This window comes from Bradyrhizobium sp. AUGA SZCCT0169, from assembly GCF_018130085.1.
Classification (GTDB): domain Bacteria; phylum Pseudomonadota; class Alphaproteobacteria; order Rhizobiales; family Xanthobacteraceae; genus Bradyrhizobium.
Genome location: NZ_JAFCMC010000001.1, coordinates 189,357 through 206,303, shown reverse-complemented (window position 1 = coordinate 206,303; position 16,947 = coordinate 189,357). Strand labels below are relative to the sequence as shown.

24 protein-coding genes and 1 pseudogene are annotated in these 16,947 nt (G+C 61.3%); 9 read left to right on the top strand and 16 right to left on the bottom strand.

All coding sequences use genetic code 11. The features are described 5' to 3' along the window. Window positions 1-152: 152 nt before the first annotated feature. Window positions 153-248: pseudogene (locus tag JQ609_RS01000) on the top strand (DNA ligase); the annotation flags it as partial. A gap of 508 nt (window positions 249-756) precedes the next feature. Here JQ609_RS01000 and JQ609_RS00995 read toward each other — a convergent pair. Continuing rightward, complete coding sequence (locus JQ609_RS00995; RefSeq protein WP_212271693.1) at window positions 757-1,053, bottom strand: hypothetical protein; 297 nt, start codon at window positions 1,051-1,053, stop codon at window positions 757-759. A gap of 119 nt (window positions 1,054-1,172) precedes the next feature. Here JQ609_RS00995 and JQ609_RS00990 point away from each other — a divergent pair, with 119 nt between their 5' ends. The 3 genes from JQ609_RS00990 (at window position 1,173) to JQ609_RS00980 (ending at window position 3,546) form a co-directional block, all read left to right on the top strand. Beyond that, window positions 1,173-1,556, top strand: a complete 384-nt coding sequence (locus JQ609_RS00990; protein ID WP_212211841.1) for a PRC-barrel domain-containing protein — start codon at window positions 1,173-1,175, stop codon at window positions 1,554-1,556. Between the two features lie 829 nt (window positions 1,557-2,385). Beyond that, the gene (locus JQ609_RS00985) at window positions 2,386-2,721 is read left to right on the top strand and encodes a hypothetical protein (protein ID WP_212211842.1); all 336 of its coding nucleotides are present in this window, start codon (window positions 2,386-2,388) and stop codon (window positions 2,719-2,721) included. Window positions 2,722-3,261: 540 nt separating this feature from the next. Beyond that, entirely contained in the window at window positions 3,262-3,546 is a 285-nt protein-coding gene (locus tag JQ609_RS00980; protein WP_212211844.1) for a hypothetical protein, read from the top strand. A 220-nt stretch (window positions 3,547-3,766) separates the two neighbouring features. Here JQ609_RS00980 and JQ609_RS00975 read toward each other — a convergent pair whose 3' ends face one another. Further along, window positions 3,767-4,051 (bottom strand): hypothetical protein, encoded by a 285-nt coding sequence (locus tag JQ609_RS00975; protein WP_212211846.1) that lies wholly within the window; start codon window positions 4,049-4,051, stop codon window positions 3,767-3,769. Window positions 4,052-4,119: 68 nt separating this feature from the next. Continuing rightward, window positions 4,120-4,983 (bottom strand): hypothetical protein, encoded by an 864-nt coding sequence (locus tag JQ609_RS00970; protein ID WP_212211848.1) that lies wholly within the window; start codon window positions 4,981-4,983, stop codon window positions 4,120-4,122. A 526-nt stretch (window positions 4,984-5,509) separates the two neighbouring features. Here JQ609_RS00970 and JQ609_RS00965 point away from each other — a divergent pair. After that, a complete protein-coding gene (locus tag JQ609_RS00965; RefSeq protein WP_212211850.1) occupies window positions 5,510-5,680 on the top strand; it encodes a hypothetical protein in 171 nt (56 codons plus the stop codon). Window positions 5,681-5,930: 250 nt separating this feature from the next. Here the strand turns inward: JQ609_RS00965 and JQ609_RS00960 are convergent, their stop codons facing one another. The 4 genes from JQ609_RS00960 to JQ609_RS00945 all read right to left on the bottom strand — a co-directional run bounded on the left by JQ609_RS00960 (window position 5,931) and on the right by JQ609_RS00945 (window position 7,490). After that, on the bottom strand, window positions 5,931-6,185 hold the full coding sequence (locus tag JQ609_RS00960) for a hypothetical protein (protein ID WP_212271692.1): 255 nt from the start codon (window positions 6,183-6,185) through the stop codon (window positions 5,931-5,933). Window positions 6,186-6,240: 55 nt separating this feature from the next. Next, the gene (locus tag JQ609_RS00955; RefSeq protein WP_212211853.1) at window positions 6,241-6,450 is read right to left on the bottom strand and encodes a hypothetical protein; all 210 of its coding nucleotides are present in this window, start codon (window positions 6,448-6,450) and stop codon (window positions 6,241-6,243) included. A 137-nt stretch (window positions 6,451-6,587) separates the two neighbouring features. Further along, window positions 6,588-7,094: a ferritin-like domain-containing protein gene (locus JQ609_RS00950; RefSeq protein ID WP_212211986.1), complete on the bottom strand. Its 507-nt coding sequence runs from the start codon at window positions 7,092-7,094 to the stop codon at window positions 6,588-6,590. Window positions 7,095-7,331: 237 nt separating this feature from the next. Continuing rightward, window positions 7,332-7,490: a hypothetical protein gene (locus JQ609_RS00945; protein ID WP_212211854.1), complete on the bottom strand. Its 159-nt coding sequence runs from the start codon at window positions 7,488-7,490 to the stop codon at window positions 7,332-7,334. An 82-nt stretch (window positions 7,491-7,572) separates the two neighbouring features. On the opposite strand from JQ609_RS00945, the gene JQ609_RS00940 reads away from it, so the two are divergent. Continuing rightward, complete coding sequence (locus JQ609_RS00940; protein WP_212271691.1) at window positions 7,573-7,827, top strand: hypothetical protein; 255 nt, start codon at window positions 7,573-7,575, stop codon at window positions 7,825-7,827. A gap of 353 nt (window positions 7,828-8,180) precedes the next feature. Here JQ609_RS00940 and JQ609_RS00935 read toward each other — a convergent pair whose 3' ends face one another. The 6 genes from JQ609_RS00935 to JQ609_RS00910 form a co-directional block, all read right to left on the bottom strand. Further along, window positions 8,181-8,438 carry a hypothetical protein gene (locus tag JQ609_RS00935; RefSeq protein WP_212212019.1) on the bottom strand — a complete coding sequence of 86 codons (258 nt, stop codon included), beginning with the start codon at window positions 8,436-8,438 and terminating at the stop codon, window positions 8,181-8,183. Between the two features lie 75 nt (window positions 8,439-8,513). Next, a complete protein-coding gene (locus tag JQ609_RS00930; protein ID WP_249119417.1) occupies window positions 8,514-8,726 on the bottom strand; it encodes a hypothetical protein in 213 nt (70 codons plus the stop codon). A gap of 127 nt (window positions 8,727-8,853) precedes the next feature. Beyond that, window positions 8,854-9,084, bottom strand: coding sequence for a hypothetical protein (locus tag JQ609_RS00925; protein WP_212001304.1), 231 nt, complete (start codon window positions 9,082-9,084; stop codon window positions 8,854-8,856). Window positions 9,085-9,260: 176 nt separating this feature from the next. Continuing rightward, on the bottom strand, window positions 9,261-9,545 hold the full coding sequence (locus tag JQ609_RS00920) for a hypothetical protein (RefSeq protein WP_212271690.1): 285 nt from the start codon (window positions 9,543-9,545) through the stop codon (window positions 9,261-9,263). Window positions 9,546-9,744: 199 nt separating this feature from the next. Further along, entirely contained in the window at window positions 9,745-9,885 is a 141-nt protein-coding gene (locus JQ609_RS00915) for a hypothetical protein (RefSeq protein WP_212211860.1), read from the bottom strand. Window positions 9,886-10,084: 199 nt separating this feature from the next. Next, entirely contained in the window at window positions 10,085-10,264 is a 180-nt protein-coding gene (locus JQ609_RS00910; protein ID WP_212211863.1) for a hypothetical protein, read from the bottom strand. A gap of 188 nt (window positions 10,265-10,452) precedes the next feature. On the opposite strand from JQ609_RS00910, the gene JQ609_RS00905 reads away from it, so the two are divergent. Beyond that, a complete protein-coding gene (locus JQ609_RS00905) occupies window positions 10,453-11,496 on the top strand; it encodes an HWE histidine kinase domain-containing protein (protein WP_212211866.1) in 1,044 nt (347 codons plus the stop codon). Window positions 11,497-11,657: 161 nt separating this feature from the next. Here the strand turns inward: JQ609_RS00905 and JQ609_RS00900 are convergent, their stop codons facing one another. The 3 genes from JQ609_RS00900 to JQ609_RS00890 form a co-directional block, all read right to left on the bottom strand. Further along, window positions 11,658-12,962 (bottom strand): M20/M25/M40 family metallo-hydrolase, encoded by a 1,305-nt coding sequence (locus JQ609_RS00900; RefSeq protein WP_212271689.1) that lies wholly within the window; start codon window positions 12,960-12,962, stop codon window positions 11,658-11,660. A 28-nt stretch (window positions 12,963-12,990) separates the two neighbouring features. Continuing rightward, window positions 12,991-13,506, bottom strand: a complete 516-nt coding sequence (locus JQ609_RS00895) for a hypothetical protein (protein ID WP_192736580.1) — start codon at window positions 13,504-13,506, stop codon at window positions 12,991-12,993. A gap of 123 nt (window positions 13,507-13,629) precedes the next feature. Next, window positions 13,630-15,174: an acetolactate synthase large subunit gene (locus JQ609_RS00890; protein ID WP_212271688.1), complete on the bottom strand. Its 1,545-nt coding sequence runs from the start codon at window positions 15,172-15,174 to the stop codon at window positions 13,630-13,632. A 221-nt stretch (window positions 15,175-15,395) separates the two neighbouring features. Between JQ609_RS00890 and JQ609_RS00885 the strand changes: the two genes are divergently transcribed. Further along, window positions 15,396-15,980: a L,D-transpeptidase gene (locus tag JQ609_RS00885; RefSeq protein WP_212211872.1), complete on the top strand. Its 585-nt coding sequence runs from the start codon at window positions 15,396-15,398 to the stop codon at window positions 15,978-15,980. A gap of 164 nt (window positions 15,981-16,144) precedes the next feature. Next, the gene (locus tag JQ609_RS00880) at window positions 16,145-16,924 is read left to right on the top strand and encodes a DUF2927 domain-containing protein (RefSeq protein WP_249119416.1); all 780 of its coding nucleotides are present in this window, start codon (window positions 16,145-16,147) and stop codon (window positions 16,922-16,924) included. The last annotated feature ends 23 nt before the right edge of the window (window positions 16,925-16,947 follow it).

Genomic DNA, 16,947 nt, shown 5'->3' with positions numbered 1-16,947 from the left:
CCTGCTGAGATTCGCACTCTGCGTCCCCCGCGATGTGTAGGTGATTTGGGGTGCAGGGCAATATCTTTGATTTGCAGAAATTCAGGATTTTGACATGATTTCTTGAAATCGGAAGTGATTTGCCCGTCGAGTCAATTGGTCGCGGATGCCCTTGGGTTGAGGCCCAGCTGCTGGCCGAGATCGACTACCGAGCGAAGTCCGCCGAGGGCAAGGTGCGGCACCCGTTCCTCAAGGATCTGAGGGAGGACTTCGCAGGAATGCAGGTCTCGAATATCTTTGTCAGTACACCGCGCAACCATCGACCCACCAAAACCGGCATTCGGGAAAAACGGAAAAGCCCTAGGCCGAATCTGATCAGTGAAAACGAAGAAGAGGCCAAAGAGAGCGCTAAAGCAATTCGCAGGCGCAATTTGCGAAGCTAGCGCGTCACCTCAGTTGGCGGCTCCGAACCGTGAATAGGCGGCCCCAGCGCGCCTGGCGCTTGCACTGGGGCCGCCAAGCCGCGTGGCAACGGCGGGTTGCCAGCGGGTTCTGCCAAGTTACCGCAACTTGATTGATCTTTTCGAGCCAGTTCGGAGTACCTATTTCGGGAACAAGTGGCAATTTGTTGCGTTGCTGTCCCGTCCGGAGAGATACTGGACATATGCCTTCACGGCCTCAGCGCACGCTTCCCCTTAGACGCTGGGGCCGTTTTTTGTGCCCGCTTGGCGTGGGTCGAAGCCGATGGGCGGCAGCACCAGGGTCGGGTCAATTACCTTAGACTGTTGAGATCGGCGCGAGGGAAGGAATTCCACTCATGCGCTCGACATCAATTCTGCTTGCCATCATTGCAGCATTCATCTCAGCGACCCCTGCACGCGCCTCGGAATCCAGCATGACGGCGAGATCGTCACTGCCGCCGGGGCGAACTCTGGGCGCAGATCGGTGATTTCCTATAAACCGAATTGACTTGCCCGTCGGGTCAATTTGTCGCGCAAATGCAAGGCTCGCGCGATGAGCGCTGCCGATCGCGGCCGCATAGACCTCTCGAACCGACGTTGGCGGCGGTTCCATCGCTTCTCCGTCGGCGACGACAGATCGGTGATTGGCGCTGTGAAATGTTCTCCGGAATTAGGAACGACCCCGTAGCGGCCGAGTTAAGCCGACAAACCACCAGTTAGGGAGACGAAACCATGGCCCGTGCAACAGCCCATCCGGATCATCACTGCATCTCGAGCGAAGACATTCAGGGCACCGAGGTTTACGGTGCACAAGGAAAGAATATCGGCGAGATCGATCACCTCATCATCGACAAGATGTCAGGTCGCGTGGCCTATGCCGTCATGAGCTTTGGCGGCTTTGCCGGGTTGGGCCACAGCCACTATCCCATCCCCTGGGGCGCTCTGACATTTGATACGTCGCTTGGTGGTTTTCGAACCAACATCACCGAGCAACAGCTGAAGGACGCGCCTGAGTTCAGTGATGACTCGTGGGAGGATCGAGATTGGGAAGCGCGCACCCACCAGTACTACGGAACGCCTACGTACTGGGAGTCGCGAGGTGGCCAAATACGCTAGGCAGCGCATGTACCAGCTGAGTCATTGAACAACGGATCAATGACGCGGATGGGTGTGATGCCGGAAATCAAGGCGAACTGCCGGAAGGCAGTTCGCCGGCGCAGGTTCTTGTCACGTCAGATCGCTCTTGGAGCGCGGCCAGCGCGTCAGGACAATACTGCCTCAGTGGATTGAGCCGTCTTCGGTCTTGTCGACGGTTCGCAGTTCGTGGGCGCATTAGCATTTGCGCAACCCCGCCTCTTTTGTCGTCGATCAACGGCGGATTACGCCGGAGCCTGCCATCGGGCGGCGCTACGCGCGGACCCGTTGGGCCCAATCCCCTCCGCAGATGGCGATCATACTTTTCGCCGCTTACTGCGCGGACGCTCTTCGATCAGGACGACGGCGCCAATGACCGAACGAAGGTCATGGCCGTCGCGTATCGGAGTACTCCGGAAGAGTGACTGCAGCTCGCTGACGAGCCGGGTTATGATGCCCAGAAGTGCCGCAGGATCGCGACTTTGGATGGAATACAAGATTTACTTCGCGCTGGTCGGCGTAGCCGGGCTGATCGGATCGTTTGTCACTGCAGCCTTCATGCCGTTGAGTGGGCGATAGGCAGTATCTGACTGCCTCTTCTCTCACCTTTCTGCCTGACGGGTCCGGCCGAATGCGGTGCAGGTCTCTGCAGGGTCTTGGCTATTGATGCCACGGAAAAGTGCGGCGGTTGGCAAGAGCGGATGTACCTCTTGCCAATGCCAGGGCCCCGGAGCGATCCGGGGCCTTTTCGCCGTCCTGAAGCAATCACTCTGCGCTGTTGTGTACGGGTATCGTTGCGTGGAGTTGCTTTATGAGTAAGTCCATTTGGACCCCATCGATCGTTCCAAACGAGCACAATCGAGAGGTCTACCTGGTGGTCGATGACTTTGGCTCCCTCGGCCGAGCATGGCGGGGGAGTGGTGTCGGCGATACCGGCCTCGAAACGGTCGTGCGCGATCTGCTGGAGGGTCAATACTGCAACCCCGTCCGCGTTGCCGGTTTTAATGTCGCTGAGGGATGGTGCAGAGACGTTTCAGCAGACGTCGCCCACGAGCTGCAGAAACGTTGCTCGGATCAGATGCGAGAGCTGCCGAGCTTCCTGCAGGAATTCGTCCGCCGGCATGCCGGAAAAGCAACGCCTAGGTAGTGCCTGTCTGACCGCACGTTGCCGAGACCGAACGAGTCTTTAATCTTCCCACGTGCGCTGGCCGCACCGGCATTCAAACATGTGGACGATGCAGCCGGTACGAGGATTCACTATCGTTCGAATCAGGGCCAACCGCTTCCCGCATGTGCTGCAGATCTTGTTGGTGTGGCTTTCCAAAACAGCCACCTCTTCACCGCGGATTAATTCCATAACCGCCTCCATGCCGAGTTCTGTTTTGAGGGGTGAGACCTAAGTCAGGTCCCCGACATAGTACGAGGGGGCGCGAACTATTCCAAATTAATTCGAGGTGCGCCCTCCGTTCGAAAGGGTCAGCCTGCAATACCTACCGCTCCGCGTTATTCGTCAAGACACGCAAGGCGCCGAAGAGACGGAAGCCTGGCACCGCTTCGCCTGGATCGGGAACAAGCAGCAACTGACTGCAATGAACTGTCGCCTATCGGGCAGACAACGACACCAGAAGCGATTTCAATCGGTCCCTACCTGAAGGCTGTGCAATCGCTCAATTGAACGGGTGGACGGATGGCGCACCAAATCAACAGATTGGTTGTCGGCACTCGTTTCAAGGTGAACCAACTCGGATCAGTCCGGTGCCCGGCGCTGGCCGGCAAGACCGGGACGGTTACCGGAATTAGCTATCGCAACACTGGCGTTGCCGTGCTGTTCGATGGCACCAAGAGACCAACTTACCTGCACAGGGATTTTATCAGCTCCATCCCCGATCGTTCGTTGACGACAGAAGAGGCGGGTTACGCAAACGCCAACCCGCACCACGAACTCAAACGCGGCGATCGGCTGCATGCATAGCTAACCATCTCGTCGACGCGAGACTGTGCCGCAGGCTTCTGCGAGCACGGAATCTCGATTGCGATGTGCGGGTCAACTCCGTCCCACCGAGAAGACCGCTCAGCGCGCGGACCGCATTTGCCGAGGCAGATTCGCAAGCGTCGCGGCTTTCGTAATACTCGACCGCGCAACGGCAATCGCTTTGGTCACCTACGATCCAAACAGGAATATTTGCGCGGAGTTATAAAGTCCACAGCAGGATCACGATCGCGGCGCCCGCTGCGCCATTGCACGAACTCGTCGCCAAGATACCAGCCGTGGCTTTGATCTCGAGCGCCTCGCCGTCGCGCGATACGAGAATGGCCGGCGGCGCAAGGATTAGTCGGAGCCCGGTCTCGCGTATCCGCGCCGTTCTGCCTCGGAGGTAAAATGGCATTTCGGACAGGTAAATTGAATCATCGGCCGAGACGACCAGGACGGCTTCACGATGTTCAACGCCATCGGCCACGCGTTGCATTTTGGACATGCGATCAATACGGCATCGGGGGCGAGGTCGGGGGTTCTCATCCGATCCACCTCACCCCGCCCGGTTCATCACGCGGGTTCGCGTCGATAAGCAACTCCAGAGCCGCGAGCACCCATCCAATGCGGCATCGGCGCACCGTCACGGTGGCGCCCGCCTATACCTGCCGCTGCCCATGCGATGACAGCACCCAGCAACAGGGCCGCGGCGACGGAGAAAGCGAGGATCACCGAGCTCCGGCGAGATTTGGCTATCGCAGTCCGAGAACTTGCGATTACGCCATCGACCCGTTTTTCGGCTTCGGGCCCGGCAAGACCAGTACTCGCGGCGACGAGTTGAGCCAGATAAGATCGGTCCTCACTGCTCATTCCCGAGTGGCTCGACGACGTCAGGAGGATTCTTCCGGCCTCCGCCCGCTCCTGCGAAAGGTCCACGTTCGCGGCGCGGCGCAAGGGCCTGAACAACCGGTCGATCTCATAGCTTAACAGCGGCTCTGCGGCGCTCGTCCTTGCCGAGGACATGTTGCTGTTGGACCGCGTCAGGGACGCACTTCCGAGCAACGCCGCAAGCGCCACCCCGAGCACGACGGCGAGCGCCCAGGCAGCGAGACCATGCAAGCCGTCGCGCTGTTCGATTTCGTCAACATCCGAGACGGCCGGCGCGACACTCGTTCGCCCCGCAATGTAGCCTCCCACGCCGAAACTCAGTGCAGCCTGGATAATGAGATACAGTCCCGATAGAATCCAAAGTGCGGCGGACGCGTCCCGCCACGTCGGCGCCGTCGACGAAATCCCCAATCCGATGGTCGCGCCGAACGCCAACAGGATCGACGAAAGCGCGGTGGCCACTAGCGCACCCAGGATCGCCGGTGTCCAATTCAAATACCTCGGGGGGACTCCAATGGGAGCCGCGCCGGGTTCGATCTGTTTCACCATGTCAGCGCAGCCCGAAGAACGACAGTACGGCCAGGATGACGACGATCAATCCAACCAGATAAATCAAACCGTTCATTTTTCTCTCCTCGTTTTGCTAACGATCGAGCTTGCAGTTCATCATGCGCTTTGCGACGCGCGCTTTCCCGCCGCGTCGCGCCGATCAAGCAACTTGAAAATGCCAGGCCAGCTGGGGGCCCAACCTCTATCTAGCGATGCGCGAGCCAACCCGACACGGAAGTGCGCCGCGTAACCCGATAATGGAAATCCTATTGGGAAGGTTCCAATCGCGAACAACATAAGACCTTGTCTCGGTCCGAGCGCTTGAGCAGATATTGGGTGCACTGCAACGATGACCGGGAAGAAATGGCAATCTTCAGTGCCCCCCGTTGCTCCTCGCGGAGGAGACGGAACCAAATCTGAAGACTGCGGTTTCATCGACGCATCATGAAGCTGGAGGATTTTCAGGAAGCTGCGATCGGGATTCTTCAGACACGAAAAACGCGCCGCCCCATGGAGGTGGCAAATCATGGTTGATCCGCATCAGGTTAACTCGATCATTGCAGATGCAATTTGCGAATGCTTCAAGGATCATCCCGAGCGAAGCATGGGCTTTGAGGAAGCCAAACAAATAGCAAAATGCGTCGTCGAGGCCCTCGCCGACGCCCGGCTGGAGATCCGCGTGCGTGAACAGGATTGAATGTTTGCGAGGTGTCTGGGCTTCCATCTTTGCCGTCGATGACGGCGGATGAGGGCTGGGGTGGGGCGTCGCCGCGAGTCATCGTATGGAGAGAGCCCCCACCCGCCGCGCTCTTCGAGCGCAGGTACCTAAGAGCGAGCTTCGCTCGTCTCGACCCCTCGAGCGAGAGAGGTGCACTGAGTTTGCGCCTACCGATTCACTCAAGTGGCATTAGGTTTGGTGCTCGCGTAATCCACCCGATGGTCTTTCATCACTGGATCGTCTCATGCACGTCGAGAATGGGCACGTCCGGCGTGTTCATGATCTCGGCAATGATATTGTATGAAACGTCAACCGAGCCGGGCTTGTTCGGGTCAATCCTGACCTCCTTGACGTGAAGCGTCGCGCGAACCAGCCGGCCGTCGCTCAGGGTTATTTCGGTGACGCCGTGACGAATGCGGGAAACGACAGTTTCCGGGCGATGGCCGATGTTGAAGGAAAATGGTTGTGCGTATCCGAACTTCATGGCCTCACCCTCGCATTTCACGTGCAGTCTCGTAACTTGCGCGCTTGCTGTCCGATCAGATTTTCGGCGCCCGGCCTGCGCGGTCGAATACCGGCACCTTCTCGACATCGTCGGGTGCTGCGGCAGACGGCGTATCTTCGGCAGCGTGTCGCAACGCCTCGGTCTCGGCGTCGAGGCCGTCAACGGTTTCGTTGGCCTGGCTGCCTGAATCGTGCGGTCGTGCCGGAACCTTGCCGTCCGTTTTGACTGGATTCTGTTTTGCCATTGTCTGTCTCCTTGGAGGTCAAGACACCAATGAACCGGGGCGCGGTCGGTTCCGTTGCGTTTATGTGATCGCGAGTAGCAAACGCAGAAGGGCCCCAGCGTAAGGCTGGAGCCCTTCGATGATGTCCGCTTGCCTGATTACGCGGCTTGCGCGGTCTCGGCGTGACGGTTGACCTCGGATTCCGCGAGCTGGCTCAGGGCGCTGTCCGTCGCCTTTTCTTCCTTGAGCGTCGCGTCGAGCAGCTTTACGGCGTCCTTGTAACCCAGTTCACTCGCCCAGGTCTTCAGCGTGCCATAGCGGGAAATCTCGTAGTGCTCTACGGCCTGCGCGGCAGCCAGAAGGCCGGCGTCGAGGGCGGGCATGCCCTTGTACTCGTCCATGACTTCCTTGCCTTCATCGATGATTCCCATGATGGCATCGCAGGTCTTGCCCTTCGGGGTCTCGTCGATCGACGCAAACACCTGCTCCAGCCGCTCGACCTGGCCGTCGGTCTCGGCCAGATGCTTTTCAAAAGCCGCCTTGAGTTTTGGGGACTGCGCCGCCTTGGCCATCTTCGGCAACGCCGAGAGGATCTTCTTTTCCGCGAAGTAGATGTCCTTCAACGTATCGAGGAACAGGTCCTGCAGTGCTTTCTCTTTCGCCATACCGGCCTCCAGCTGTTGGATTGTGTTGCGGTAGAACCAGCCGTACCGGGAGTTGTTCCTCAACTGCGTCCCGCTGGGACGATTCATTTTTCTCGGCTCATTTTTGTTTTCGGACCTGAATCACAAGGACCGCAAACCCGATCAGGCTCGCGACGACGATCGCGATCGACAGATGACCGCCTTGCCCATCATTTTTCGCACCGGCGCCATCGTTGCGCCCTTCCCTGGCGCCTATTGCTAGTGTGTATCGCTCTGCTGCCACTTCTCCAGATCGGGCGTCTTGTCGCTCGGCTTCTGCTCCTTCTCGGGAGGCCCTTTCCAGGGTTTGTCGGTCTGGGAATGCGAACCCCAGTCGGTTCGCTGCCGGGGATCGTCCTTCGGGGTTTCTTTGCTCATCGGGTTCTCCTGCATCGGTTACCCCTGGGAAATCCCCTGTCCCGGCGTCCGTTCCATGAGGGAATGCCGAAGTCTGCGTGGAATGCGTCGATGCGTCGCGCTGATTGATTTCATCACGGTGCTCACGGGATGGAGAACGCGTACGACCGGTTGTCTCCGCGTTACCGTGGACGGGAAACCGAAGCAGCAGCCACAGAAGATCCAGAATCAAAAAACGCCGTCGAGCGGCGTGGTCACCGGCCTGGCGCTCGTTGCACGCGTTGTCGCGCGGATTGCAGGACGCGGCCAAAATCCCATCAACCGTCAGAGCGTAATCGGCAAGACCGCTACCGGCTGATCCATGGAAAGGAATCGCTCACGGCTTTTGCTCGGGATGGAGCGCGGCCTTTTCGGCATCATTTGCTTTATCAAACCGGCGATCCCGTCCAGGGTGAGCTGGTCAGTCACATGCGTTGATATTCGCCTGTAGTGTTCGATCTTGCCGTCGAGTTCGGCGCACCGTTTGCACATGCTCACCTGCCTTCAGGCGGGAGCACCGACACTCTCATCGCCGGTGGAGGCCAGGGGCGGACGGCGATAGAACGGCAACTCCGATCTTTATGTCGGGTTCCTCTGACATCGTGACCCAAGCTGGATCGCCCGGGTAAGGTGGATTAACGGCCACCGGCAGCGATGCTGCGATAGCACTACCTACCCATAGCGGGGCGGCCGCGACGGAGTAGCCTTCGGCTGCGAAGGCGCGATGCGTGCTGTTCCCGTTTCGATGGCCGGTTTGGCGCCCTCGGCCGCGCGATTCTGGCGGGATGCCAGGATCTGTTCGGCGAGGTATTCCCACCGCTCGGCCTCACCGAGCAACCTCCAGCTATTGTCCGGATCGCACGCGGCCTGTTGCCGGCAGAGCAAGGCCGTCGCGCGATACGCTTCAGCGCTCTTGAAACCGCTTTCCATAAGATCCTCCCCAGCTTTCGCGAGGTGCGACCAACCCCGCGTGAGGAGCAGAACGTTCCAGCCGCAGCCCCGTTCCTATGACGCCAGCGACAGGCCCTGTTCGGCTCGAAAACGCTGGTAGGCAGCGATGGCGGTGTTGGAGAGAAGCAGCCGGCGGCGCTCGCCGCGGCGAACCATCGCTTCGATCGTGTCGAGCAGGTGATTGGCTGCGGTGTCGGGATGGCCGAGTTCGCCCGTTGCCTCCAGATAGTCCCAGGCGATCTGGAAGGAATCTTCAATCGTTGTCATCAGCGTTTCGGTCATGAAGGCAAACGCCGCCGGGGATGACCTGTTCCGCGACCATCTGCCGCTTGAAGCAACCATCTGCCGCTTGAGGCAAATCGCGCGCGCCAAGGGTTCGGGCGACGTCGCGCATTCAAGGAACGTGATCGTTCCTGCTGCCGCCGATACGATGCGGCTTGTTGAGGAAGTATCCGCGATTGCCGAGTGCGGCTTCCGCGTATTGGTCGATCGAGACGATGATGGCCTGGACGTGCTGGTAGCACCAGCCTTCGCGGCAGGCCAACGTCCGCACTTCGGCGAGCGCCTTGATCCAGGGCGGATTATCCGCGTTGTGGTCGTACCATTTCAGCGGATCTGACGGCATCGGAATGGCCTCGCTTCATCAAATCTTCCAGCTCCGCCCGCTTGCGCGAAAGCAGGAGCTCAGCCGTCGCATTGTCGAGGCCGGCTTGATCCAGCCGGCGAACTGCCGAGCCCAGTTCGGCAAGCTGCCTGCGCAGCTTTTCGATTCTTGATTTCCAGGCCTCTTGATATCCAGCCTCATCGCACACGGCGGCCGCGCGCGCCTTTCAAGGGGCCGCGGCCGACGGCGCGGCAATCCGCTTTCAGCCGCTCATCGACATCGAGCAGGCGTTCTTCGCCGCCGAGCCTGTTCCGCTCGCTGATCAGCCCGAGCATCACGACGCGCATGGCCATCACCTGCATCGAGGCCTCAGCGCAGTCTTCGTCGCGGTTGATGTGTTGGCGGATGGTGCTCTCGGCATCCAGCATTTGAGAGCGCAAGAACCTGATTTTCCTGCGGATTTCGTTCAATCTGTTGTCCATGGCTCACCTCACCGGGGGTTGGAGCCTATAGAGAACAAACAAAGAACAAATATCAAGTTAACAATGCGGGCGGAGCCAAGAATCTTTGTGGGTCAATCTTTGTGGGGTCGTGTGGGCCGCGCCCGATCGGCTGGTGAACGGGCGCGGGCGTGGCCTGCGCGTAACCGCGCGACCAGCGGTCGTCCGAGCCATCGCGTCGTCAGATCCCGAATACCCAGACCGCGACGATGGTGCCCAAGGTCGCGAGCCCGCTGATGGTCCATCCGGTTGCGTAGAGAAGGTTGTCCTCGCCGGTGCCACGCATCGCGTCGGCATCCGCGGTTTCTGATCGCCAGTGCATGGCGCATCTCCACAGAGCCTGCCCGCGCTGACAACGCCGGGCCGGGTTCCCGGTTCCATCATTCCCAGATCACACGATCGAGCACTGATCGCCGTTTTGAAGGGTGGCCAAGGCCAAAACCGGCGCGCCCGAGCAGGTCACAAAAAAAGGCCGCTCCCCGGGCGGCCCTCTGAGTGCTTCGCGCCGTCGGCGAAGACCATTACACCAGCAACAGACGGTCCGCGTTCGCGGGCGCCAGCTCATCCTCGTCTTTGACGATGATGGTGACGTCCCAGCCTTCGCTGGCCCATACGCGCGCCTTGGCGAGTGCCATCAGCGAACTCGTCCTGTCCATCCTGACGGTCTCGTTGTCCCGTTCCGCCACGATCCTGTACGCCATGCAAGTTCCCCTTACGCATCTGTTTGGCGGAACATTTGAATCCAGCTTTGACCGCAATTTGCTGACAATTTGTCCAATTGGCGGCCCGCCGGGCGGCGCCGGACCGCAAAACGCCTTATTTCGCCGAGCCACGCGGAACGTTTGCCTTTGTGACGAATTAGCGTCAGTGCGGGCGGGGAGAAATAAGTATGTTGAATTTGTTCCGGCATTCCGAAGCTGCCGATCTCGAAGATATCCTGGCCCGGCACGCCATCAGGAACACCGCCGCAGCTGACGACACGGAATCGCGTGAGAAGCAGTTCCGCGATCTGCTGCAGGCGCTGCCCGCCGCCATCTACACGACAGATGCCGAAGGCCGGATCACGTTCTTCAACCATGCCTGCATCGAGTTCGCCGGCCGCACGCCGAAGATCGGTGAGATGTGGTGCGTGACCTGGAAGCTGTTCTGGCCGGACGGCACGCCGCTGCGCCACGAAGATTGTCCGATGGCGATTGCGCTCAAGGAAAACCGCCCGGTGCGCGACGTCGAGGCGATCGCCGAACGGCCCGACGGCTCGCGCATCTGCTTCATGCCATACCCGACACCGCTGCGCGACGAGGCCGGCCGGCTGCTCGGCGCCGTCAACATGCTGGTCGACATCACCACCCGCAAGCAGGCCGAAGAGCGCATGATGCTGCTGACCGGCGAAGTCGATCATCGCTCGAACAATCTGCTCGCCGTGATCCAGGCCATGCTGCGGCTGACCAAGGCCGACAGCGCCGAAGAGTTTCAGGCCGCATTCCAGGGGCGCTTGAGTGCGCTTGCCAATGTGCAACGGCTGTTCTCGGTGTCGCGCTGGACCGGCGCCAGCATCCAGACCATCATTCAGGAAGAATTGAAGCCCTATGGCTCGACGCGGGTCAGCATGACCGGGACCGACGTCCGGCTTCCCGCTTCACTCGCGCAGGCCATCGCGGTGGCCATCCACGAACTCGCGACCAACGCCGCCAAATACGGCTCGCTGTCGGGCCCCGCGGGCAAGATCGACATCCACTGGCAGATCGATGAGGCCGACAGCCTTCAGCTGCGCTGGACGGAATCCGGCGGTCCCCAAATTGCCGAACCGATGCGGAAAGGATTTGGCGTCGACGCGATCGACGGCATGGTCCGCACCCTCAGCGGCCGGATCACGCGGCAGTGGAAGCCCGAAGGACTGGACTGCGAATTGTCGTTCCCGGTGATCGGGGCGTAGTACTAACACCCTGTTCGTCATGCCCGGCCTTGTGCCGGGCATCCACGTCTTAGCCTTACCTAAGCAAGAAGACGTGGATGGCCGGGGCATAGGCGAGCGAAGCGACGCCGCCCTTCAGACGGCTGTGCCCGGCCATGACGGCTGTGATTAAGACCTCGCCCCTACTTCCCCTGCCTCACGACCAGCGCCGGCTTGGTCACGCCGTCGAGGCCGGTCAGCATCAGAACCGTCAGCAGCGCGTTTTGCGGGCCGAAATACGCATCCGTCGGCTTGTACCATTCGTTGCGCGAGTGCCAGTTGCCGCCCTCGCCGCCGCCGCCGATGGTGACGGCGGGAATGCCGAGCGACATCGCGATGTTGGAGTCGGTCGAGGAGCCCGCAAAGGTCACCCGCGGCGCGCGGGTGACGGCGGCGACCGCGCGCTGCGTCGCCTGAACGATCGGGGAATCCATCGGCACGATTCCGGCGGGCCGGTCTCCGATCATCCTGGCCTCGACGCCAAGCTTGTCGGACTTCCAGCGCGCGTTTTCATCCGCCACCGCCTCCTTGACGAGATCGAGCAGGCGCGCCTCGAGCTTGAGCAGTTCATCGGTCGAATTCGAGCGCATGTCGACCGCCATCCGTGCTTCGGCCGCGATGGCGTTGACCGAGGTGCCGCCGACGACGGTGCCGACGGTGAAGGTGGTCTTGGGATCGGACGGCGGCTGCAGCTCGGAGATTTTGGCGATCGCGCGGCCCATGGCGTGGATCGCGCTCGGCAGGCCGAACTCCTGGAACGAGTGGCCGCCGGGCCCCTTGAAGATGAACTCGTAGCGATGGCTGCCGGTCGCATGGTTGACGACGCGGGTGATGCCGAGCCCGTCGATCGAGATGAAGCCGTCGATGTCCTTGTGATCGCGGAACAGCGCCTTGACGCCGCGCAAATTGCCGAGTTCCTCCTCGCCGACGGTGCCGACGAACATGATGTCGCCGACGGTCGCGATCTCGTTGGCGTTCATGGCCTTGATCAGCGACAGCAGCGCCGCCAGCCCGCGGGAATCGTCGCCGATGCCGGGCGCGACAAAGGCGCCGTCCTTTTCCTTCACCGTGACGTCGGTGCCTTCGGGGAAGACCGTGTCGAGATGCGCCGACACCACGAGTTTCGGACGGCCGCCGCCGGACCCCTTGCGCAGCGCGATGACGTTGCCTTCGCTGTCGATCGCGGCGTCCTTGAAGCCGAGCTCCTGCATCCGCTTCTGGTAGTATTCGGCACGGATCTTTTCCTTGAAGGGCGGCGCCGGAATTTCGGTGATGCGCTTTTGCTCGTCGAGCGTTCGCGCATCGTCGGCCTTGATGTCCTCAAGTGTCTTGGCGACCTTGGGATTGGCGAGGATGGGCTCTATCGCCGGCGCGGGCGCGGCCTGCCCCCAGGCCTGCGAAGCTGCCGCGACAAAGGCGATTGTCAGGATCGTGCGCTTGAAATTCATGAATGACTTCCCTCGCTCCTCGCAGGTCTCAGCCTGCACTTAAGCCCGTATCCTTCAGCCGCTCGGCGAACCAGATCGACATAGCCGGATCGATCACGCCACCGGTATAGACCTCAGACATCGCGACCTGCTTCCTGCCGAGCGTCACGAACACGCCGATCCAGTAGGCGAACCACAGATGCGGATCGGTCAGCGCCCGCAGCTTGTGCTGGTCGTGTTCCAGCGGCTGGTGATTGGCGGATTTCCGGACCTCGATCGTGAGCAGATTATTGGGGATCTCGCGCTGATGCACGACGATATCTGGGTAGATCGATTTGCCGAGATGGTCGTCGGTCGAGATGATCGAACCGTGCGGCAGCCGCAGCGTCCGCTCGCCGAGCCTGTCGTAGTCGCAATCGACCTGCCAGCCGGCAAACTGATGTTCAAGATGCACCGCCAGCCGGTGCGTCAGCGGGCGCTCGCCGACGTCCTTTTCGAGCAGGAACGTCTCGTGCGCGTAAAACTCTGACAGCGCCGTGACGACCTTGTTCAGCTCGGTCTGCATGTCGCCTCCGACCTTCCGTCATTCCGGGGCGATGCGAAGCATCGAACCCGGAATCTAGAGATCCCCCGGTGCGCAATTGCGCACCTGAGGTTCGCTTCGCACCCCGGGATGACGGCTACGCCGTCACATCTGCACTTCGATCAACCGCGGCCCCGGCTCGGCGACAGCTTCCGCCAGCGCCTTGACGAAATCGTCGACATTGTCGACCGCCCGGCCGGGCACGCCCATGCCCTTGCCGAGCGCGACGAAGTCGATTGTCGGGCGGTCGATCTTGAGCATGTCGAGCGCACGCTGTCCCGGCTCGCCGGCGCCGACGCCGTCGAATTCGCCACGCAATATCTGGTAGATGCGATTAGCGAACACGATCGTGACGACGTTGAGGCCTTCGCGCGCCTGCGTCCACAGCGATTGCAGCGTGTACATCGCGCTGCCGTCGCCGACCATGCAGATCACCTTGCGGTCCGGGCAGGCGATCGCGGCTCCGGTCGCGACCGGCGTCGAGTATCCGATCGAGCCGCCCAGATTCTGGATCCAGTCGTGCGGGGCGCCGGCCGCCATCACCGGAAAGAATGCTCGCCCTGTGGTGACGGATTCGTCGACGACGATAGCATTGTCCGGAATAGCCATGGCGATCGCCTGGGCAATTGACGCATGGTTCAGGGCGCCGGTCGGCTTGACGAGTTCGACCTGGGTCTGCGGCTTCACGTCCGCCGGCTTGGCGCCCAGCGCAGACGCCAGCGCCTCCAGCGCCGCGACCGAATTCTCCCCGCTCGACGTCATGCGATGGACCTCGCAGCCCTCAGGCTTCAGCAAGCTGGGCTTGTTCGGATAGGCGAAAAACGCCACGGGATCGTTGGCTTCGACCAGCACGATGCGCCGAAAACCCTTCAGCGCCGCTTGCGCCGCTTCGATCACGTAAGGCACCCGATCGATCGAAAAACGCCCGCGGCCGCGCGCCATTCGTGGACTGGCCAGCGGGCCCATCACCCTGCAGCCGGTCTTGCCGGCGATTTGCGCGGCCAGCGCCAGTCCCTTCTCCGTCACCGCGCTGCCGGTCATCAACAGCAAGGTCTGTTCGCCTCCGCGCAGCACCTTTGCCGCCTTCTCGACGGCCTGCGGGGAGTAGCTTTGACGCTGCGATTCCAGCGGGACTTCGGCCACGCCATCGGCTTCGTTCCACGCGGTGTCGGCCGGCAGGATCAGGGTTGCGATCTGCGGCGGCGCACCGCTCGCCGCGGCGATGGCGGCAGCACCGTCACGGGCGACCGATTTCGCGTCCGGCGAAGTCCGAACCCAGGACGACATCGGTCGTGCCAGGCCCTCGATATCGGAGGTCAGCGGCGCATTGTATTCGATGTGGTAGGTGGCATGCTGGCCGACGATGTTGACGATGCCGGAATTGGCCTTCTTGGCGTTGTGCAGATTGGCAAGACCGTTGGCGAGCCCGGGGCCAAGATGCAGCAGCGTCGAGGCCGGGGTGCCCTTCATGCGGAAATAGCCGTCGGCGGCCCCCGTCACCACGCCCTCGAACAGGCCCAGCACGCAACGCATGCCCTCGACCCGGTCCAGTGCGGCGACAAAATGCATCTCCGACGTGCCGGGGTTGGTGAAGCAGACGTCGACGCCGCCTGCGACCAATGTCCGCACCAGACTTTCCGCACCGTTCATGGTCTCGCCCCCGTTCGCGATTGTTCTCAAGACGGCTCAAGATCAATCATTGTTCACCCGTTTCGTCAAAGGTTTAGCCGACAATGCAGCCATCGCCTCCGATGTGTTGCCTTTTTTAACCGCCGTGTCCGAAAATGGCGCGCTCACGGGCTCTTTGCTTGCGAAATCGCGGCAGTTATGGCCTGTCTCGCTGCATATTCTGATTTTTCACGAGGAAGAAAATGACCCGGGTTTTGGCTTTGTTATTTGCGGCATTGACGGTGCTGGCCGGTGTCGGTCACGCGCAAGCCCAGGATTTCGGGGGCTTCTTCGACTCGCGCGGCCTCTTCGGCGGCGGTCCCGATTTCCGAGGTGGCGGATCGAGCCCGATCCCGCGGCAGACGGTCAACTTCTCGGGCGGTTATGCCCCGGGCACGATCTACATCAACACCGCCGAGCGCCGGCTCTATCTCGTGGTCGGCAACGGCCAGGCGCTGCGTTACGGCATCGGCGTCGGCCGCGACGGCTTCCGCTGGAGCGGAACCCACCGCATCACGGCGAAAAAGGAATGGCCGAGCTGGACCCCGCCGTCGCAGATGCTGGCGCGGCGGCCCGATCTGCCGCGGCACATGAAAGGCGGCATCGACAATCCGCTCGGCGCCCGCGCGATGTATCTGGGATCGACGCTCTACCGCATCCACGGATCGAACGAGCCCGAGACCATCGGACAGGCGGTATCGTCCGGCTGCTTCCGCATGACCAACGACGATGTGACCGATCTCTATAGCCGCGTCTCGGTCGGCACCCCGGTGATCGTCAAGAACTAGCCGCATCCCAACGTCAGGGAACCGGCAGCGTCTGCGTTGACGCGCCAACAAGACTTGTTGACCTGAACCAGCCTCGCCTGGCGTGAACAAGTCTTGCGCGCACGCGCCGATTGCGGCAGCGTCGAGCCACAATGAGCGCAATTGGCCGGCCTCGATTCCCGCGAATGCTCGCAGCCGCTCTGGCGGCCGTAGCCCTCGGCGAAGTGTTGCTGCCCGCCGCGGCATTGGCCGGGGATCCCTCCGTCGCCCAGCGTCAGCGCGCCCAGAAGAAGATTTTCACGGACAGCGAGATCATCGAAGGCTTCTTCAAGATCGCCTTCGGCGCCGAGTATCACCTTGCCGGCCGCGTCGACCGCATCCGGAAATACGAGGCACCGGTGCGGGTGTTCGCCGACGGCACCCGCGCCGACCGCAAGGCCCAGCTCGCGAAGATCGTCGCCGACATCGCCACACGGGTCCAGCACCTCGATATCGCGATGGCCGCGAACAACGATGATGCCAATGTGCTGGTCAAACTGGTGCGGGACCGCGACCTCAACCGCACCATCATAACCTTCTACGGCAGCGAACGGGCGCGCGAGATTCGCTCCTCGCTCGACCCGCAATGCCTGAGCGGCTTCCGCAAGAACGAAAAGTTCGAGATCGAGCATTCCGACGTGATCCTCACCGTCGACAATGGCGACTTCGTCTTCTTCGATTGCGCCTATGAGGAATTGCTGCAATCGCTCGGCCCGATCAACGACACCCCGACCGTGCCCTGGACCATGTTCAACGACAATGTGTCGATGGGATATTTCGGCGTCTACGACCAGTACCTGCTCAACCTGCTGTACGATCCCCGGATCAAGGCCGGCATGACCGTGCAGGACGTCAGGGCGATATTGCCCGACGTGCTCGCCGACGTCCGTGCATGGGTGCGCAAGGTGAATAATCTGCCGGAGTGATATCCATCACGATCGCGGCGTTG

Excerpts from the sequence above, each read along its gene's own strand:
- JQ609_RS00995 (WP_212271693.1), bottom strand. The coding sequence starts at position 1,053 with ATGGAACCGCCGCCAACGTCGGTTCGAGAGGTCTATGCGGCCGCGATC.
- JQ609_RS00990 (WP_212211841.1), top strand. The coding sequence starts at position 1,173 with ATGGCCCGTGCAACAGCCCATCCGGATCATCACTGCATCTCGAGCGAA.
- JQ609_RS00985 (WP_212211842.1), top strand. The coding sequence starts at position 2,386 with ATGAGTAAGTCCATTTGGACCCCATCGATCGTTCCAAACGAGCACAAT.
- JQ609_RS00980 (WP_212211844.1), top strand. The coding sequence starts at position 3,262 with ATGGCGCACCAAATCAACAGATTGGTTGTCGGCACTCGTTTCAAGGTG.
- JQ609_RS00975 (WP_212211846.1), bottom strand. The coding sequence starts at position 4,051 with ATGTCCAAAATGCAACGCGTGGCCGATGGCGTTGAACATCGTGAAGCC.
- JQ609_RS00970 (WP_212211848.1), bottom strand. The coding sequence starts at position 4,983 with ATGGTGAAACAGATCGAACCCGGCGCGGCTCCCATTGGAGTCCCCCCG.
- JQ609_RS00965 (WP_212211850.1), top strand. The coding sequence starts at position 5,510 with ATGGTTGATCCGCATCAGGTTAACTCGATCATTGCAGATGCAATTTGC.
- JQ609_RS00960 (WP_212271692.1), bottom strand. The coding sequence starts at position 6,185 with ATGAAGTTCGGATACGCACAACCATTTTCCTTCAACATCGGCCATCGC.
- JQ609_RS00955 (WP_212211853.1), bottom strand. The coding sequence starts at position 6,450 with ATGGCAAAACAGAATCCAGTCAAAACGGACGGCAAGGTTCCGGCACGA.
- JQ609_RS00950 (WP_212211986.1), bottom strand. The coding sequence starts at position 7,094 with ATGGCGAAAGAGAAAGCACTGCAGGACCTGTTCCTCGATACGTTGAAG.
- JQ609_RS00945 (WP_212211854.1), bottom strand. The coding sequence starts at position 7,490 with ATGAGCAAAGAAACCCCGAAGGACGATCCCCGGCAGCGAACCGACTGG.
- JQ609_RS00940 (WP_212271691.1), top strand. The coding sequence starts at position 7,573 with ATGCGTCGATGCGTCGCGCTGATTGATTTCATCACGGTGCTCACGGGA.
- JQ609_RS00935 (WP_212212019.1), bottom strand. The coding sequence starts at position 8,438 with ATGGAAAGCGGTTTCAAGAGCGCTGAAGCGTATCGCGCGACGGCCTTG.
- JQ609_RS00930 (WP_249119417.1), bottom strand. The coding sequence starts at position 8,726 with ATGACAACGATTGAAGATTCCTTCCAGATCGCCTGGGACTATCTGGAG.
- JQ609_RS00925 (WP_212001304.1), bottom strand. The coding sequence starts at position 9,084 with ATGCCGTCAGATCCGCTGAAATGGTACGACCACAACGCGGATAATCCG.
- JQ609_RS00920 (WP_212271690.1), bottom strand. The coding sequence starts at position 9,545 with ATGGACAACAGATTGAACGAAATCCGCAGGAAAATCAGGTTCTTGCGC.
- JQ609_RS00915 (WP_212211860.1), bottom strand. The coding sequence starts at position 9,885 with ATGCACTGGCGATCAGAAACCGCGGATGCCGACGCGATGCGTGGCACC.
- JQ609_RS00910 (WP_212211863.1), bottom strand. The coding sequence starts at position 10,264 with ATGGCGTACAGGATCGTGGCGGAACGGGACAACGAGACCGTCAGGATG.
- JQ609_RS00905 (WP_212211866.1), top strand. The coding sequence starts at position 10,453 with ATGTTGAATTTGTTCCGGCATTCCGAAGCTGCCGATCTCGAAGATATC.
- JQ609_RS00900 (WP_212271689.1), bottom strand. The coding sequence starts at position 12,962 with ATGAATTTCAAGCGCACGATCCTGACAATCGCCTTTGTCGCGGCAGCT.
- JQ609_RS00895 (WP_192736580.1), bottom strand. The coding sequence starts at position 13,506 with ATGCAGACCGAGCTGAACAAGGTCGTCACGGCGCTGTCAGAGTTTTAC.
- JQ609_RS00890 (WP_212271688.1), bottom strand. The coding sequence starts at position 15,174 with ATGAACGGTGCGGAAAGTCTGGTGCGGACATTGGTCGCAGGCGGCGTC.
- JQ609_RS00885 (WP_212211872.1), top strand. The coding sequence starts at position 15,396 with ATGACCCGGGTTTTGGCTTTGTTATTTGCGGCATTGACGGTGCTGGCC.
- JQ609_RS00880 (WP_249119416.1), top strand. The coding sequence starts at position 16,145 with ATGCTCGCAGCCGCTCTGGCGGCCGTAGCCCTCGGCGAAGTGTTGCTG.